This window comes from Methylobacterium organophilum, from assembly GCF_022533465.1.
GTDB classification, from domain to species: Bacteria; Pseudomonadota; Alphaproteobacteria; order Rhizobiales; family Beijerinckiaceae; genus Methylobacterium; species Methylobacterium organophilum.
In genome coordinates, this window is sequence record NZ_CP092848.1 from 4,371,501 (window position 1) to 4,387,056 (window position 15,556).

Genomic DNA, 15,556 nt, shown 5'->3' on the forward strand with positions numbered 1-15,556 from the left:
ATGCTGCCCGACGCTGCGGCCTATCTCCTGCGCAATGCCCGCGTTCCGGGCGTCTTCCTGCCCGGCGGCGTGCCCGAGGGTGCTGCGACCGACGCGGACGGGAGCCCCCTCCTCGACCTCGTCGTGGCGGACGGGAAGCTCGCCCGGATCGTTCCCGCGGGCCATGGGCCCGCGGACTTGCCCGCCTTCGACCTGAAGGGGCGCCAGGCCTGGCCGCGCCTGATCGACGTGCACACCCATCTCGACAAGGGCCATACGGTGGCGCGCACGCCGAACCCGGACGGCGATTTCCCGGGCGCGCGCGACGCCACCACCGCGGACCGCACCCGCTACTGGACCGCGGAGGATCTGCGCCGGCGCATGGAATTCGGCCTCGCCTGCGCCGAGGCCCACGGCGTGGCGGCGATCCGCACCCATCTCGACAGCCAGGAGAGCGGGGCGGGCGAGGGCTCCTCCCGCGACCAGGCGGCGGTGACCTGGGGCGTGTTCCGCGAGATGCGCGACGCCTGGGCCGGCCGGATCACCCTGCAGGGCGTCGGCCTCACCCCGATCGACGCCTATGCCACCCCCTACGGCATCCGGCTCGCCGACCTCATCGCCGAATCGGGCGGCCTGATCGGCGGCGTCACCCGGCCGACCGGCGGCCTGCACGGGCAGGCGCTCGACGAGATGGACGGGCTCCTCGACGATCTCTTCCGCCTCGCCCGGGAGCGCGATCTCGACGTGGATCTCCATGTCGACGAGACCGGCGATCCCCAGGCCGCCTCGCTGGCGGCGATCGCCCGGGCGGTGCTGCGCAACGGCTACGAGGGCCGCGTGACCTGCGGGCATTGCTGCAGCCTCGCCGTGCAGGATCCGGAGACCGCGGCCGCCACCATCGCCCTGGTGGCGCAGGCCGGCCTGCGCATCGTCACCCTGCCCACGGTGAACCTGTATCTCCAGGACCGCAGCCGCGGCCGCACCCCGCGCTGGCGCGGCGTCGCCCCGGTGCAGGAGCTGAAGGCGGCCGGGGTGCCGGTGGCCATCGCCGGGGACAATTGCCGCGACGCCTTCTACGCCTACGGCGATCACGACGTGCTCGACACCTTCCGCATGGGCGTGCGGATCCTGCATCTCGACCACCCCTTCGCCGACGCGCCGGCGATGGTCGGCCCCCTCCCGGCCGCCATCATGGGCCTCGAAGCCGGCTCCGTGCGCGAGGGGGGGCCGGCAGACCTTATCCTCTTGGCCGCACGCACCCTCAACGAGGTGCTGGCCCGTCCGCACGCCAACCGCCTCATCCTCACCAACGGCCGCCGCCTGCGTGCGGAGGCGCCGTCCTACGAGGCTCTGGATGGGGAATCCGCTGCTTGGTAGGCAGCGCAGCGCGGTCGGTCTGCGCGCAAGAACGCATTGGTGTCACTCGCGTTTTCGCCTCGGCGTGCGGAATCGCACGCTCACCCTCGCCTGCGTGCGGATTGCCACTTTCTGCGGCATGACGCAGATGCATGTCTTGAAGTGACTGAAAAACCTCACATTCTGGCGCTCGGTTGTCTCGTCCGAATGGTTGGTTGTAAGAATTTTGTCTTATTTGTGCTTATATTGCTGTGAAACTGCATAGAAAACGTGCGGAACCTGTTGATTGAAAAGGCATTCCTGCCCAACTAGACAACATGACGGGCAACCTGAGCCGCATTCATGCGGCGCTCGATCCCGCCAACGGAATGCTATCATGACCGCACGCACGCTCACCGCCGCTGCCCTTGGCCTCGCCCTCGGACTGTCCGGCGCCACCGCTTTCGCTCAGAGCTACAACGCTCCCGCCGGCATCGCTCCGGCTGTGGCCCCGGGCGGCCTTCAGGGCCGTGCCGCCCTCCCGAACCTGGCCGAGGCCAATGGTGGCCTGCTGCCGGGCGTCGCTGCCCGCGGCTACGACGACGGCATCGCCACCGGTACCGTCCGCGCCCCGCGCGGCGAGCGCCTCCACTCCGGCCGCTGAGCCGCCCGGCCCCGCAAGGGGCCTTATGAGAAAAGGGCCGGCCGCATGAGCGGCCGGCCCTTTCGTTTATTCGGGTACGGCCTCGGCGGCCTACTTGATCACTGCGCAGCCGATGCGCGGGCCGGCGCCTCCGATGGGCTGGGTGTTGTGATCATCCTCGTTGGCATGGATGATCAGGGCCGAGCCGTCGGCGTCCTTCAGGCCGCCCTCACCGGTCAGCGGCGTCTCGCTCGACACTTCCGCGTTCACCGAGCCGTCTGCCGCCGCATAGATGTTGGGCAGGTCGCCCTCGTCCGGGCCATCCGGGTTGAGCAAGCCATGTTTGCTCTGGTCGTGGTTCACATGCGCTTTCGACTTCTCGAACTTCTCCGTGTCCGAACAGTCGCCGACCGCATGGAAATGGATGCCGTGCCAGCCCGGAGGCAGGCCGCCGGGCTGAATCGTCACGCGGAGCACCAGGGTATTGGCGCCGTCGCGGATGGCGATCTTGCCGATGGTCTCGCCCTTGCCGTTGGTGACCGGGCTCTCGTAGGTCTGTGGCACGGCGGGCGCCGCCGCTTCCTTGTCCTGGGCCGAGGCGGGCCCCGCAACGCTTGCGACCGCAAGACCGAGGGCAACGGGGATGATGGCGAGTTCTCTCACGGGCTGACACTCCTCTCCGCGATGGTTTAGGTAGGTTCCGGCCGATCCTAGCCCAGGGGCAGGGCCGAGGACGATGGCGCCCCACCACCCGAGACAGTGAACGATCGACGATGACGCGCGAGCGCCAGCGCGCCGACCGGCTTCTGGTCGAGCGCGGTTTCTTCGAGAGCCGGGCGCGGGCGCAGGCCGCGATCGAGGCGGGTCTCGTGGCTGCCGACGGCCGCACGGTCGTGCGGGCATCCGACCTGCTGCCCCTCGAGGCTCGGATCGAGGCGCACGCCCCCCATCCTTACGTGTCCCGCGGCGGCCTCAAGCTCGCCGCTGCGCTCGACGCCTTCGGCATCGACCCGGCCGGGCTCGCTTGCCTCGATGCCGGCGCCTCGACCGGTGGTTTCACCGATGTGATGCTGCGCCGGGGCGCGATCCGGGTCGTCGCGGTCGATGTGGGGCGGGATCAGCTTCACCCCAGCCTGCGCGCCGATTCCCGCGTGATGAGCCTGGAGGGCACGGACCTGCGTGCCCTCTCTGGCGAGACCGTGGGATTCGCAGCCGCCCTCGTCAGCGTCGATGTGAGTTTCATCTCCCTGCGGCTGGTGCTACCGGCGCTCGCCGCCCTGAGCGCCCCCGGGGCGGCTCTCGTCGCGCTGATCAAGCCGCAATTCGAGGCAGGCCGCGAGCGGATCGGCCGCGGCGGGATCGTGCGCGACGAGGCGGTGCATGCCGCGGTATGCGCGGAGATCCGCCGCTTCATCGAAGGGCTTGGCTTCCAGATCCTCGGCCTGATCCCCTCTCCCGTGGAGGGGGGGGACGGCAATCGTGAATTCCTGATCGGTGCCCGCAAACTCTCCCATGTCTGATCCCCAAGCCGACCCGGACATCGTGGTAATCGACCGTCTCGGCATCCGCGGTGACGGACTTGCCGCGGAGGGGCTCGCCATACCCGGGGCTCTGCCGGGGGAGCACGTGCGCATCGAACGGGCCGGGAACCGCGCCCGGCTCCTTGCCATCGAAAGCGCGTCGCCCGAGCGCGTCGCGCCTTTCTGCCCCTATTATGCGCGCTGCGGCGGCTGCGTGATGCAGCATCTCGCTTCCGAGCCCTATGCGGCCTGGAAGCAGGAGGGCGTGGCGAGGGCGTTGGGCCAAGCCGGCCTGGAGACGGATCTCGCCTCGCTCCGCGACGCCCACGGGGCGGGACGGCGCCGGCTGATTCTCCATGTGCGTCGCATCGAGGGCGCGGCCCGGGCCGGCCTGATGGCGGCCCGCAGCCATGACCTGGTGCCGATCGACCACTGCCCCATCACGGTGCCGGCCCTGCATCGGGCGCCGGCCGTCGCGGAGGCGCTCGCCGTGCCGCTCGGGCGCGGCGCCAAGCCCCTCGATGTGCAGGCGACGGCGAGCCGTGCCGGCCTCGATATCGACATCCGCGGTCATGGTCCCGTCGACGAGGGTGTCCGGGCCGCCCTGACCCGGCTTGCCGCCGAGCTCGACCTCGCCCGCCTCTCGCTCCACGGCGACATCGTCGTCGAGCGCCGGCCGCCCGTGCTTGCCTCCAGCGGAGCGGCGGTGGTGCCGCCTCCCGGCGGCTTCCTGCAGGCGACGGAGGCGGGCGAGGCGGCGCTGACCGAGCTGGTCCTGGCGGCGCTGGACAAGCGCGTGAAGCGTGTCGCCGACCTGTTTTCCGGCTGCGGCCCCTTCGCCCTCGCCCTCGCCCGAGCGCATGAGGTGCATGCGGTCGAGGGGGAGGCCGCCCCGCTCGCGGCCCTCGACCGCGCTTTCCGGGCGTCGCAGGGCCTGCGCCGGATCACCACCGAGCGGCGCGACCTGTTCCGTCGACCGCTCCTGCCGCTGGAGCTCGACCGCTTCGACGCCGTGGTGTTCGATCCCCCCCGGGCCGGCGCTCAGGCCCAGGCGGCCCGGCTCGCCGAATCCAAGGTTCCCCTCGTCGTCGGCGTGTCCTGCGATGCGGGCACCTTCGCCCGGGATGCCGCAACCCTTGTTGAGGGTGGCTATCGCCTGGAGCGGGTCGTGCCGGTCGATCAGTTCCGCTATTCCGCCCATGTCGAGATGGTCGGCTTCTTCCGCCGCCCGCCCGCCGGACGCGGGCGTTCGCTGACGGCGGGCAAGGTCCGCCGTTGAGCTCTACCCCTCGGGATTGATCCACGGATTGGCGCGCAGCCGCTCCACGGCGAGATCGATGAAAGCGCGCGTCTTGGCCGGTGCCCGCCGTCCCTCCGGACTCACGACATGGACGGGCCGTGGCTCTTCCTCGTAGTCGGTGAGCAGGAGCCGCAAGCGCCCCTCCGCCACGGCGGGGGCGACCTGATAGGACAGGAGGCGGGCGATGCCCTGCCCGTCCAGGGCCGCGGCGAGCGCCGCGTCGATGGTGCTGCAGATCAGGCGCGGGCGCAAAGCTACGCTCGTCCTGCGCTCCCGGCCGAAGCGCCATTCTGGGGTGGCGGAGAGGTTGGTCGAGGCGATGATGGTGTGGTCCTGCAGGGCGTGCGGCGTATCCGGTGCGCTATACCGGTCGAGATAGGCCGGCGCCGCGCAGACCACCTGGCGCACGCGGCCGACGCGGATCGCGCTGAGCCCGGAATCGGGCAGATGCCCGATCCGCACCCCGACATCGGCGCCGTCTTCGAGCATGTTGACGATGCGGTCGAGGAAGAGGGCGCGCGCCGTCACGCCCTCGTGCTGCGCGAGATACGCGGTGAGGATCGGAAGCACGTGGATCCGGCCGAACTGGACCGGGGCCGTCACGGTGAGCAGGCCCGTCGGCTGCCGGTAGGAGCCCGCGGCGGCGGCCTCCGCCTCCTCGATTTCCCCCAGGATCCTCCGGCAATCCTCCAGGTAGCGGGCGCCGGCTTCGGTGAGCTTCACCGAGCGCGTGGTCCGGGTGAGGAGGCGCGTCCCGATCGTGTCCTCCAGTGCGGCGACGGCGCGGGTCACCGCCGGCGGACTCAGGGCGAGGGCGCGCGCCGCGCTCGCGAAGCCGCCGCTCTCCGCAACGCGCAGGAAGACCCGCATCGCCTGCCAGCGGTCCATCTCGCCCTGCCCTCTTTCCCACGATTGTTCCGTTCAACGGAACAGTCGATTGCCGAGAATGCCGGTTCTCCCGGTGGAAGGAAAGGATTTGAGTGGTCCGAGACCGGCGATCGGGCCGGCCGGATCCCGGAGGACGACCCCGTGAAGCTCTACGATCTCACCCTGTCGGGCCATGCCCACCGGGCCCGCCTGTTCCTGTCGCTGCTCGGCCTGCCCTACGAGCGGGTCGAGGTCGACGTCGCGGCGGGCGCGCACAAGGCGCCCGCCTTCCTGAGGATCAATCCCTTCGGGCAGGTGCCTGTCCTCGACGACGATGGCACCGTCGTCCCGGATTCGAACGCGATCCTGGTCTATCTGGCCAGGAAGCTCGGCCGGACCGACTGGCTGCCGGAGGATCCGGTCAGGGCGGCCCGGGTGCAGCGTTGGCTCTCCGTGGCCGCGGGCCAGATCGCCTTCGGTCCCTGCGCGGCCCGCCTCGTCACCCTGTTCGGCGCCTCCTTCGACCCGGAGGAGGTGATCGCGCGCTCCCATGCCATCCTGCGCCTGATCGAGGCGGAGCTCGCCGGCCGCGACTGGCTCGCCGCCGATCACCCGACCATCGCCGACGTGGCGGCCTACAGCTACGTCGCCGCCGCGCCGGAGGGGAATGTCGACTTGGCCCCCTACGCCCATGTCCGCGGCTGGCTGTCCCGTGTCGAGGCGCTGCCCGGCTTCGAGCCCTTCCCGAAGAGCGCGGTGGGCCTGAACGCCGCCAGGGAGGCCGAGCGATGATCCCCGAGGCGGCGCAGGCCGCTCCCTGGCATCGGGGCGAGCGCGCGATCCAGCGCAGCGCCGGCGTGGCGGAGCGCATGGCCGAGATCGGCCCGCGGGTGATCCGCGATCACCTGATCCCGCAGCACCGGGACTTCTATTCCCTGCTCTCCTTCGTGGTGCTCGGGGCGGTGGATCCGGCTGGCGACGTCTGGGCGAGCCTGCGGGCCGGCGAGCCCGGCTTCCTCCGGTCGCCCGATCCGCTCCACCTGCACGCCGCGCTGACGCGCGACCCCGCCGATCCGGCCGAGGCCGGGCTCGAGGACGGGGCGGCCGTGGGGCTCCTCGGCATCGACCTCGCCACGCGCCGCCGCAACCGCCTCAACGGCACGCTCCGGCGCCGCGATGCCCGGGGTTTCGACGTGTCCGTGGCGGAGAGCTTCGGGAATTGCCCGCAATACATCCGTCCGCGGCTGGGCCGGCCCGCGCCGGATGCAGGGGATGCGAGGCCCGGCCCTACGCTCTCGGAGCGCCTCGAAGGGCCGGCCCGGGCGATCGTGGCTGCGGCCGAGACCTTCTTCGTGGCGAGTTCTCTCGACCGGGAGGACGGGCGCCGGCAGGTGGACGTCTCCCATCGCGGCGGTCCGGCCGGCTTCGTGCGGATCGACGAGGACGGGATGCTCACGGTCCCCGATTATCCCGGCAACCGCTTCTTCAACACGCTGGGCAACATGCTGGCGAACCCCCGGGCGGGACTGGTCTTCGCCGATTTCACCACCGGCGACCTCGTCCAGATGACGGGCGAGGCGGACGTAGTCCTCGACGGGCCGGAGATCGGGCGGGTCGCGGGCGCCGAGCGGCTCTGGCGCTTCGCCCCGCGCAAGGTGGTGTTCCGTCCCGGCGCCTTCCCGCTGCGCTTCACGCCGGCCTGACGCGGGGGATCAGAACAGCCGGCCCTGCGCGTCCTCGTCGCTGGAGCGGGCCGGCCCCTGCGCGTCGGCCCGCTTCGCCGGCTCGGGCTGCGGCGTGCCCACGGGGGTGAGGAGATCGGGATCGTCGTTGCGCACGCTGTTGACGCGGTCGCTGACCGCGTCGAGGGTGAGCCATTCATCCGGGCAGGGCCGGCACAGGGCGGCCGCCGCGCCCCCGTCGACATGGTCGGTATCGAGCCAGGCGGCGACGCCCTCCGGCGAGAGGATCGCCGGCATGCGGTGGTGGATCGCGGCGAGGGTGCCGTTGGCGCCGCAGGTGACGATGGCCGCGGTGTCGACCTCCGAGCCGTCCGCCCCCATCCAGGGCTCCCACAATCCGGCCAGCGCCATCGGGGCGCCGTCGGCCCGGCGGATCGCGAAGGGCGTCTTCACGGCGGTTTTGCCCTGCCCGTCCCGCCGCCATTCGTAGAATCCGTCGGCGAGGAAGATGCAGCGGCGGTGGCGCAGGGCGCCGCGGAAGGTGGGTTTCTCGCGCAGGGTCTCGACCCGGGCGTTGATCACGAGTGGGAAGTCCCGCGGGTCCTTGAGCCAGGCTGGCCAGAAGCCCCAGCGGACCAGGCGGATGTGGCGGGCGCCGTGGTCGGCGGTCACCACCGGCACCGGCTGGGTCGGGGCCACGTTGTAGCGGGCCGGGAAGTTCGGCCGCTCGGGATAGCCGTAGAAGGCCCGGTAGGTCTCCGGCGCCTGGGCGATGACGTAGCGGCCGCACATGGCTCAGGCCTCCCCCTCCCCGTCTCCGGCGAGCGACCATTCCTTCACCCGGGCGAGGTGGTCGTAGTCGGAATAGCGCTTGGCGTATTTGGCGTAGGGCCGCGAGGTATAGGCCGCCTCGCCGGTGAGGAAGCGGGCGATCAGGCCGCGCAGCCGCGCCTGATGCTCGGCGACGATCTCGACGAGGGTGCGCGCCTCGCCCCGGGGCGGCTTCAGCTCGGCGGGCTCGAAGGGCTTCCGGCCCCCCGAGGCGTGGACGTAGAGCAGGTCCGGCACCTCCGCCGCCTTGAGGCCGGGGAAGCCCCCCTGCATCAGCATCGCCGCCTCCAGGGTGAGCTGCGGCGCGAAGCCCGCGAAAACCTCTTTGTTGCTCGGGGGTTGGCCGGTCTTGTAGTCGACGATGCAGAAGCCGCCGTCCCGGCGCGCCTCGATCCGGTCGGCCCGGGCGGTCAGGGTGAAGGTCTCCTGGCCGAGGGGGATGGTCCAGCGCCCGGAGAGCTCCGTGTGCACGGCGGCGAGCTGCCCGCGCCGCTCCGCCTCCCAGGCCAGGAAATGCTCGGCCATGCGCTCGTAGCGCGGGAACCACTCCGCATAGAGCTCGGGATAGGTGTCGGAGAGGTCGCCGAAGGCGTTGGCGGCGATCTCGGCCAGGGCGAGGCGGGCCTTGTCGCGATCGGGAAGGGCGCCGGGATAGGCCTCGCAGAAGGCGCCGAGGATCGCGTGGATCAGGGTGCCGCGCTCGCTCGCGCCGGGCGGGGCGGCGAGCGGCTCCAGGGCTTCGAGCCCGAGCACGTGCTTGGCGAAGATCGCGTAGGGGTCGCGCACCAGGGTCTCGATCTCGGTGACGCTGAGTCTGCGCGGGAAGAGCGCCGGGTCCGGTTTCGGCTTCGGCTGGCTCGAGCGCCTCGGAGCCGGCTCCGAAGCGGCTTCGAGACCGGCTCCGAGGCGCCTCAGCGAAAGCCCTGCCTGAAGAACCCCGTCCCACGAAGCCGGCCCGACGAAGGCGCGCAGGCGCTGCAGGAACCGCGAGGGCACGGTCGGGGCCCCTTCCCGCTTGGCGGCGCGGGTGATCACCGCGTCGCGGCAGCCCAGGGCCTGGACGAAGTCGTGGGCGCTCTGGCCGATGCGCCGCTCGGGCGGGTTGAGGCCGACGCGCTCGCGCATCGGGCGGTTGAGGAAGGCGTCGGTGCTGGCGGCCATCGGCCAGACGCCCTCGTCGAGGCCGCCGAGCACCACCCGGTCGAAGCCGAGGAGCCGCGCTTCCAGGAGGCCGAGGATGCGCAGGCGGGGATGGGCGTCGCGCTGGGCGCAGGGCACGATCCGCTCGCGGGTGAGCGCGGTGAAGAAGGCCGGATAGTCGCCGAAGCGGCCGGGCAGGGCCTCCTCGCCCGCGAGCGCCAGCTCGTCGAACAGGGCGTCGAGGCAATCGAGGGAGGGATCCTCCACCGGCTCCGGCCCGTCGAGCAGCCGGTCGCAGGTGACGCGGTGGGCGCCGGCCACCGCCACGAGGTTGCAGGTCTGGGCGGGATCGTCGGCGAAGCCCGCGAAGGCCGCCTCCAGCCGGTCGACCAGCTCCGCGGCGAGGTCCCAGTCCAGGGCCGTGAGCCGGCGCTTGGCCCGGGGCACCCGGCCCTGCGCCTCCCGCTCCCCGGCCACGGCGGCCCGCATCCCGGCAAAGCCCGGCTTCGGGGCCGGCCCCCGCAACGCCCCGATCTCCAGGGCCGCAGCCCCGCGCAGGACCGCGCTGCGGGTCAGGCCGAGCCGGACATCGGGATGGGCGAGCAGCGCCAGCACCCGCGCGGGCGCCGGCTCGGCGGCGAGCTCCGCCGCGAGCCGGGCGAGGCGTCCGGCCGGGCTGCGGGCGAGGCCCTCCCCGGCCGTGTCCTCGGCGCGCAGCCCCCAGCGGGCGAGTTCCGCGGAGACGCGCAGGGCCAGCCCCCGGTCGGGGGTGACGAGGGCGGCGCAGGCCTGCGGGTCCTCCAGGGTCTCGCGCAGGGCCAGCGCGATGATCAGGGCCTCCTCGCGCTCGTCGGTCGCCTCCACCACGGCGAGCCCGGCCAGGCCCTCGCCGGCGAGCCGTTCCCGCGCCGCCGCGTCGAACTCGGCCCAGGCATCCGTGGTGTCGGCCGGGCGCAGGGCCTCGGACAGGATGCGCTCCCGGGCGGCGCCCCGGGCATCGGGGGCGCCGAGCGGCGTCACCGCGCTCCGGTCGAGGCCGAGGCAGCCGGGGCCGAGCAGGCGGTGCAGGATCGCCTGGGGATGGCCATGGGCGATCTCGCGGGACTCCCCCTCCCCCGTCTCGATGGCGTCCCAGCCGGTCGCGTCGAGGCCGAGATCGAGCCCGGGCAGGACCACGGCGCCCCGCGGCAGGGCGGCGATGGCCGCGATCAGCCGGGCGGTCGCCGGCACGGAGCCGGTCGAGCCCGCCACGATCACCGGATCCCCGGGCCGCTCCCGCCGCAGGCGCTCGGCCTCCGCCAGGATCAGGGCGCGGGCCCGGGAGACCGGATCGCTCAGGGAGCGCTCGTGCAGGATCTTCGGCCAGTACTCGGCGGCGATCTTCAGGAAGTCGAGGGTGAGGCCGAAATAGCGGGAATGCTCCGCCTCGACCGCGGCGCCGATCTCCTCCCAGGGCAGGCCCTCGACGGTCAGCGCGTCCATGAGCCGTTCGAGATCGCCCGCGAGCCCGATCGCGTCCGCCGGTGAGGAGGGCACCAGGAAGGGCACGTCGTCGTCGATGGGCAGCAGGCGGCGGTCGACCTCCTCCGCCCAGCGCTGGACGAGGCGGGCGAGGATCAGCCGGCGCTCCAGGGGCGGGATCGGCGGGTGGAGCACGTCCTCGGCGGTTTCGAGCAGCGGGTTCGCGGCGAGGTCGAACTCCGCCTCGTCCGCCTCGCCCAGCGGGATCATCCGCGGCAGCAGGGCGGCCCGCCCCGGCAGGCGCCGCGACAGCACCGCCCCGAAGGCCCGGGCCGCCCGCCGGGTCGGCAGGTAGAGGGTCACGCCCGCGAGGGCGAGGGGATCCGTCCCGACCGGCCCCACCAGCCGCCCGTCGAGCAGGGCGTCGGCCAGGGCCGGCAGGAACGGCACGCCGGGGGAGATCGTGAAGACGGTCTGTGGACTGGGCATCGCGTCGGGTGGGCGGGAACCGCGGAAGGCCTGTCTAGCCGCCTCCGGCCCGGAACCGAAATGCGGCGAAGGGGCTTCGCCCGCTCCGCCTCGAGTCCTAGCCGCCGGTCAGCGGCGGGTGCCCAGGGTTCCGACGAAGGGATTGCCCTCGTTGCGCAGGCCCCCCGAGGCCATGCCGGGCATGAAGCCGCCCTGGGACGCGCCGGGCGGGTCGCCGCCCGGATTGGTGGAGTAATGCGGCAGGACGTAACTTCCCGTGTTGGTGGTATAGCCCCGCGTCAGCCTGTCGGCCGGCTTGGCGACCAGGCAATCCCCGTTGCCGCGCACCGCGAGATGCTCGTCCAGGTAGGACTTGCTGTAGTGCGAGCTTGCCTGGGCGACCTTGCCCTTCTGGGCCCTGTCGCTGCAGCCGTGATCGCGCGCGGCGGCGGCCGAGACGGACAGCAGCAACAGGACGGCGACCGGGACCCTACGCATCACGTGACGTCTCCCTCGTCTTTGGACCGCCGTGCCGGCGGTCCCTCATGCCGGAGCCGCCCCCGCCCTAGGCGATCGGACGCGGCTCGGATTCTCCGTTCGGAGGCGGTGATCGGTCAGACCGGGCGGACACCCTTGAGGTACTCTCCGCCCTTGGCGGTGTCGTAGCCGAACACGTACCGCTGGTTGCCGCGGATCTCGGATCGCACGGAGCTGGAGCCGCTCTCGCCCGAAGCCGCGCACTTGACGTTGTTCCCCGAGGCGACGACGTCGTTGTAGTGCCACTGTCCGATGCCCTTGGCATTGACGACCCAGTGGCCGCCGGCGGCGGACACGGCGTCCAGGGCGGCATCGTCGAGCGGGTAGGTTTCCTGGGACATGATGATCTCCTTTGACTGATCTTCGGTTGGGGGATGTTCGTTGGAGGAAGAGTCCGGTTCGCCGATCCGAGGGGTGATCGGTCAGACCGGGCGGACACCCTTGAGGTACTCTCCGCCCTTGGCGGTGTCGTAGCCGAACACGTACCGCTGGTTGCCGCGGATCTCGGATCGCACGGAGCTGGAGCCGCTCTCGCCCGAAGCCGCGCACTTGACGTTGTTCCCCGAGGCGACGACGTCGTTGTAGTGCCACTGTCCGATGCCCTTGGCATTGACGACCCAGTGGCCGCCGGCGGCGGACACGGCGTCCAGGGCGGCATCGTCGAGCGGATAGGTTTCCTGAGACATGTACGGCTCCTTCGAATAGGGTGTGTCTGGTCTGTGTTTGTCTGATAAGCTGTATCTATTACGGAAGCGTTTCTCTTCGCTGTTCTGTCAGATGCGAAGATCGTTTCCGATTGGTTACTTAAAAATTTATCTGTTTTTCTCTTGTTCGTCTTGGTGTCGGCGGTGTTTTGCCGACACGAATGTCATGCACGAGCCTGAACGGAAGTTAGGTGCTGCGTCACACCCGATCACGCGCCGCTCCACTGGGCGAATAGGCGGGCGCTTGGGCCGGCGCGGCCGGGACACGGGTGGTGCCGACGAGCGCTCCGACCCCTTGCGGCGCGCGGAAAAGGGTATATGCACGTAAATCATGTCGTCCGAGCGCGCCATCGACGGTCCCTGCGTCTGCACCCAGCTGCGGCGGCTGACCCGCGTGGTCACGGCGGCCTATGACGAGGCCCTGCGTCCCTCGGGCCTGCGCATCACCCAGTTCTCGCTCCTGCGCATCCTCACCCGCCTCGGCCCGGTGCCGGTGACGCGGCTGGCGGAGGAGGCGGCCCTCGACCGTTCGACCATGGGCCGCAACCTCGACCCGCTGGAGCGGCGCGGCCTCGTGCGGCTGGAGGTGGGGGAGAGGGACCAGCGCGTGCGGGTCGTCCACCTGACCCAGGCCGGCCGCGACGCCCTGGCGGCCGCCACCCCCGCCTGGCGGGCCACGCAGGCGGATCTCGCCGGGCGGCTGCCGCCAGCGGCGGTCCGGGTGCTCGTGGAGGGCGTCGGCGCGATGGAGGCGCCCTGAACCGCCCCGCCCGACCGGTTTCGCGGGCCGTGAAGCGGGTATATGCCCGCAGCTGCCCGCCAGGATTGTGGAAGACAGTGCCGAAGCGTGCCGGACAGAGCGCCGGGACCATCGCAGGAGACGTTGCCATGCAGAGACCCCGCGGCCCGATCCATTACGGATGGATCATGGCGGGCATGACCTTCCTGGTGCTGCTGGTCGGGGCGGGCCTGCGCGCCACCCCGGGCGTGCTGATCGTGCCCCTGGAGCGGGAATTCGGCTGGTCGACGGCCACGATCAGCTTCGCCATCGCCGTCAACATCTTCCTCTACGGCATGGTCGGGCCCTTCGCCGTGGCGCTGATGGAGCGCTTCGGCCTGCGCCGGGCGGTCTGCGGTGCGCTCCTCCTGCTCGCCGCCGGCACCGCCGCCACCGCCTTCATGCGCGCGCCCTGGCAGATGGTGCTGCTCTGGGGGCTGGTGGTCGGCCTCGGCACGGGCATGGTCGCCAATGTCCTCGGCGCCACCGTGGCCAATCGCTGGTTCGTCCGCCATCGCGGGCTGGTGATCGGCCTGCTCACCGCGAGCAGCGCCACCGGGCAGCTCGTCTTCCTGCCGGTGCTGGCCCAGCTCGTGGTGAGCCAGGGCTGGCGGGCGGTGTCCTTCGCCGTGGCCGGGGCGGCTCTGGCCCTGGTGCTGCCTGTCGCCTGGCTGATGCGGGACCGGCCGTCGGATCTCGGCCTGCCGCGCTACGGCGAGACGCAGCTGCAGCCGCCCCCCGCCGCCGCCGGGAACCCGGCCCGGCGGGCGCTCCAGGGCCTCGCCCTGGGCCTGCGCTCCCGGGATTTCTGGCTGCTCGCCGGCACCTTCTTCGTCTGCGGCGCCTCGACCAACGGCCTCGTCGGCACGCATCTGATCCCGGCCTGCATCGATCACGGCATCCCGGAGGTGACGGCGGCCGGGCTGCTCGCCCTGATGGGCCTGTGCGACCTCGTCGGCACCACCGCCTCGGGCTGGCTCACCGACCGCTTCGACGCCCGCAAGCTCCTCGCCTGGTATTACGGCCTGCGCGGGCTCTCGCTGATGTTCCTGCCCTATTCCTTCGACGTGTCGTTCTACGGCCTGTCGCTCTTCGCCGTGTTCTACGGGCTCGACTGGATCGCGACCGTGCCGCCCACCGTGGCGCTCGCGGGCAAGAGCTTCGGCGAGGAGAACGCCGCGCTGATGTTCGGCTGGATCGCGGCCGCGCATCAGGTCGGCGCGGCGCTCGCGGCCTGGGGGGCGGGGACGATCCGCACCGGCACCGGCGACTACTTCGCCGCCTTCGTCTCGGCGGGGCTGCTCTGCCTCGTGGCGGCGCTGATGGCGCTGTTCGTGGGCCGGCGGCCCGACCCGGCGGCCTTGCCCGCCCCCGCCGGGGCGTGATGCCGAGCCGGCTGTGCATTGCGGCGAGAGGGCGCAGCCGGCGCCCTTTCGCAGACGCGAAAGGCTGCCTACCTTGGGGTCTCCCGCAACGAACGAAAGGAGGTGATCCAGTGTCTCATTGTCATCAGCCGTCGCCGGCGACCAAGACCTGGACCGTTGCCTCCGGCGTGTGCGCCTGACGCATTCGCAGGATCACGGCAGGTTTCGTCGGACGAACACGGTTCGACAATGGAAGGGCCGCCCCCACCGGGGCGGCCCTTCGGTCTTTCAGCTGTGCCGTGGAAGCCGGGCGGGGCTCAGCGCTTCGGCCCCGGCTGGAACAGCGGCGTGGCGAGGGCCTCGCAGCGGGCCATCCAGAGGTCGCGCTCGGCGCGCAGGCCGTCGAGCTTGGCGATCTCGTCCTGGACGTGCTGGCGCAGCTCGCGGATCTCCTGGGCCAGGATGCGCTGCAGCTCGTCCTGGCGCTCCGCCTCCAGGCGCAGGCGCGCCTTCAGCAGCATGTTCTCGGCCATCAGCTCGGAGATTTCGTCGTCGGGCTCCGGCTCCGCCTCGGCCGCCGGCGGGATGACGCGGCGCGGCGCCCGGCTCTGCACGGGCTCCCCGCCGAAACCGGATTCGGCCATGCCGATCTCGCGGGCGGGCGGCTGCGGCTTGGCCGGGGAGGGCGCGGCCTGGGCGGCGTCGCGCTGCTCGGCCGCCGCCGCCCGCATGGCGGCGAGCCAGTCGCGCAGGGGCCCCGGCGCGCCGGGGGAGCGGGGGGCGCTGTCCGGCGCGGGGTGCTGGCGGGCGGGTTCCGACATGGCGGCGTCCTCGGATCAGATGGCCGCATCTCGCCCGAACATGCTTAACGATCGGTAAAGGTTAACGGAGTTGCGAGGCCCGGTGCCGCCCCCGGAGGAGGCGCCCGCTTGACCCTGTCCGAAATC

The 15,556-nt window shown here is 71.9% G+C and carries 16 protein-coding genes; 8 read left to right on the forward strand and 8 right to left on the reverse strand.

Going from position 1 to position 15,556, the window contains the following annotated elements; translation table 11 throughout:
- Both MMB17_RS20675 and MMB17_RS20680 read left to right on the forward strand, forming a co-directional pair.
- Complete coding sequence (locus MMB17_RS20675; RefSeq protein ID WP_241100117.1) at window positions 1-1,356, forward strand: cytosine deaminase; 1,356 nt, start codon at window positions 1-3, stop codon at window positions 1,354-1,356.
- A gap of 355 nt (window positions 1,357-1,711) precedes the next feature.
- The gene (locus MMB17_RS20680; protein WP_238310799.1) at window positions 1,712-1,978 is read left to right on the forward strand and encodes a hypothetical protein; all 267 of its coding nucleotides are present in this window, start codon (window positions 1,712-1,714) and stop codon (window positions 1,976-1,978) included.
- 90 nt (window positions 1,979-2,068) lie between these two features.
- Here MMB17_RS20680 and MMB17_RS20685 read toward each other — a convergent pair whose 3' ends face one another.
- A complete protein-coding gene (locus MMB17_RS20685; protein ID WP_241100118.1) occupies window positions 2,069-2,620 on the reverse strand; it encodes a superoxide dismutase family protein in 552 nt (183 codons plus the stop codon).
- 110 nt (window positions 2,621-2,730) lie between these two features.
- On the opposite strand from MMB17_RS20685, the gene MMB17_RS20690 reads away from it, so the two are divergent.
- Both MMB17_RS20690 and MMB17_RS20695 read left to right on the forward strand, forming a co-directional pair.
- Window positions 2,731-3,477: a TlyA family RNA methyltransferase gene (locus MMB17_RS20690; protein ID WP_241100119.1), complete on the forward strand. Its 747-nt coding sequence runs from the start codon at window positions 2,731-2,733 to the stop codon at window positions 3,475-3,477.
- On the forward strand, window positions 3,470-4,756 hold the full coding sequence (locus tag MMB17_RS20695; protein WP_241100120.1) for a class I SAM-dependent RNA methyltransferase: 1,287 nt from the start codon (window positions 3,470-3,472) through the stop codon (window positions 4,754-4,756). Before MMB17_RS20690 ends, MMB17_RS20695 begins: the two co-directional genes overlap by 8 nt.
- 3 nt (window positions 4,757-4,759) lie before the next feature.
- On the opposite strand, the gene MMB17_RS20700 is transcribed toward MMB17_RS20695, so the two are convergent.
- Window positions 4,760-5,665, reverse strand: a complete 906-nt coding sequence (locus MMB17_RS20700) for a LysR family transcriptional regulator (RefSeq protein ID WP_241100121.1) — start codon at window positions 5,663-5,665, stop codon at window positions 4,760-4,762.
- A 141-nt stretch (window positions 5,666-5,806) separates the two neighbouring features.
- On the opposite strand from MMB17_RS20700, the gene MMB17_RS20705 reads away from it, so the two are divergent.
- Both MMB17_RS20705 and MMB17_RS20710 read left to right on the forward strand, forming a co-directional pair.
- Complete coding sequence (locus MMB17_RS20705) at window positions 5,807-6,436, forward strand: glutathione S-transferase family protein (RefSeq protein WP_241100122.1); 630 nt, start codon at window positions 5,807-5,809, stop codon at window positions 6,434-6,436.
- A complete protein-coding gene (locus MMB17_RS20710; RefSeq protein ID WP_241100123.1) occupies window positions 6,433-7,347 on the forward strand; it encodes a pyridoxamine 5'-phosphate oxidase family protein in 915 nt (304 codons plus the stop codon). Before MMB17_RS20705 ends, MMB17_RS20710 begins: the two co-directional genes overlap by 4 nt.
- Window positions 7,348-7,356: 9 nt before the next feature.
- Here the strand turns inward: MMB17_RS20710 and MMB17_RS20715 are convergent, their stop codons facing one another.
- The 5 genes from MMB17_RS20715 to MMB17_RS20735 form a co-directional block, all read right to left on the reverse strand.
- On the reverse strand, window positions 7,357-8,118 hold the full coding sequence (locus tag MMB17_RS20715; protein ID WP_241100124.1) for an SOS response-associated peptidase: 762 nt from the start codon (window positions 8,116-8,118) through the stop codon (window positions 7,357-7,359).
- Window positions 8,119-8,121: 3 nt separating this feature from the next.
- Window positions 8,122-11,247 (reverse strand): double-strand break repair protein AddB, encoded by a 3,126-nt coding sequence (gene addB, locus MMB17_RS20720; protein WP_241100125.1) that lies wholly within the window; start codon window positions 11,245-11,247, stop codon window positions 8,122-8,124.
- A gap of 108 nt (window positions 11,248-11,355) precedes the next feature.
- The gene (locus MMB17_RS20725) at window positions 11,356-11,724 is read right to left on the reverse strand and encodes a hypothetical protein (protein ID WP_241100126.1); all 369 of its coding nucleotides are present in this window, start codon (window positions 11,722-11,724) and stop codon (window positions 11,356-11,358) included.
- 116 nt (window positions 11,725-11,840) lie between these two features.
- Entirely contained in the window at window positions 11,841-12,104 is a 264-nt protein-coding gene (locus tag MMB17_RS20730; RefSeq protein WP_238310789.1) for a hypothetical protein, read from the reverse strand.
- A gap of 81 nt (window positions 12,105-12,185) precedes the next feature.
- Window positions 12,186-12,449 (reverse strand): hypothetical protein, encoded by a 264-nt coding sequence (locus tag MMB17_RS20735; RefSeq protein WP_238310789.1) that lies wholly within the window; start codon window positions 12,447-12,449, stop codon window positions 12,186-12,188.
- A 349-nt stretch (window positions 12,450-12,798) separates the two neighbouring features.
- Between MMB17_RS20735 and MMB17_RS20740 the strand changes: the two genes are divergently transcribed.
- Both MMB17_RS20740 and MMB17_RS20745 read left to right on the forward strand, forming a co-directional pair.
- The gene (locus tag MMB17_RS20740) at window positions 12,799-13,227 is read left to right on the forward strand and encodes a MarR family winged helix-turn-helix transcriptional regulator (protein WP_238310787.1); all 429 of its coding nucleotides are present in this window, start codon (window positions 12,799-12,801) and stop codon (window positions 13,225-13,227) included.
- 128 nt (window positions 13,228-13,355) lie between these two features.
- Window positions 13,356-14,630, forward strand: coding sequence for an MFS transporter (locus MMB17_RS20745; protein ID WP_241100127.1), 1,275 nt, complete (start codon window positions 13,356-13,358; stop codon window positions 14,628-14,630).
- 296 nt (window positions 14,631-14,926) lie between these two features.
- On the opposite strand, the gene MMB17_RS20750 is transcribed toward MMB17_RS20745, so the two are convergent.
- A complete protein-coding gene (locus MMB17_RS20750; RefSeq protein WP_241100128.1) occupies window positions 14,927-15,430 on the reverse strand; it encodes a hypothetical protein in 504 nt (167 codons plus the stop codon).
- Between the last annotated feature and the right edge of the window lie 126 nt (window positions 15,431-15,556).

Excerpts from the sequence above, each read along its gene's own strand:
- MMB17_RS20710 (WP_241100123.1), top strand. The coding sequence starts at position 6,433 with ATGATCCCCGAGGCGGCGCAGGCCGCTCCCTGGCATCGGGGCGAGCGC.
- MMB17_RS20695 (WP_241100120.1), top strand. The coding sequence starts at position 3,470 with ATGTCTGATCCCCAAGCCGACCCGGACATCGTGGTAATCGACCGTCTC.
- addB (WP_241100125.1), bottom strand. The coding sequence starts at position 11,247 with ATGCCCAGTCCACAGACCGTCTTCACGATCTCCCCCGGCGTGCCGTTC.
- MMB17_RS20735 (WP_238310789.1), bottom strand. The coding sequence starts at position 12,449 with ATGTCTCAGGAAACCTATCCGCTCGACGATGCCGCCCTGGACGCCGTG.
- MMB17_RS20745 (WP_241100127.1), top strand. The coding sequence starts at position 13,356 with ATGCAGAGACCCCGCGGCCCGATCCATTACGGATGGATCATGGCGGGC.
- MMB17_RS20750 (WP_241100128.1), bottom strand. The coding sequence starts at position 15,430 with ATGTCGGAACCCGCCCGCCAGCACCCCGCGCCGGACAGCGCCCCCCGC.
- MMB17_RS20715 (WP_241100124.1), bottom strand. The coding sequence starts at position 8,118 with ATGTGCGGCCGCTACGTCATCGCCCAGGCGCCGGAGACCTACCGGGCC.
- MMB17_RS20690 (WP_241100119.1), top strand. The coding sequence starts at position 2,731 with ATGACGCGCGAGCGCCAGCGCGCCGACCGGCTTCTGGTCGAGCGCGGT.
- MMB17_RS20740 (WP_238310787.1), top strand. The coding sequence starts at position 12,799 with ATGTCGTCCGAGCGCGCCATCGACGGTCCCTGCGTCTGCACCCAGCTG.
- MMB17_RS20730 (WP_238310789.1), bottom strand. The coding sequence starts at position 12,104 with ATGTCCCAGGAAACCTACCCGCTCGACGATGCCGCCCTGGACGCCGTG.
- MMB17_RS20700 (WP_241100121.1), bottom strand. The coding sequence starts at position 5,665 with ATGGACCGCTGGCAGGCGATGCGGGTCTTCCTGCGCGTTGCGGAGAGC.
- MMB17_RS20680 (WP_238310799.1), top strand. The coding sequence starts at position 1,712 with ATGACCGCACGCACGCTCACCGCCGCTGCCCTTGGCCTCGCCCTCGGA.
- MMB17_RS20725 (WP_241100126.1), bottom strand. The coding sequence starts at position 11,724 with ATGCGTAGGGTCCCGGTCGCCGTCCTGTTGCTGCTGTCCGTCTCGGCC.
- MMB17_RS20675 (WP_241100117.1), top strand. The coding sequence starts at position 1 with ATGCTGCCCGACGCTGCGGCCTATCTCCTGCGCAATGCCCGCGTTCCG.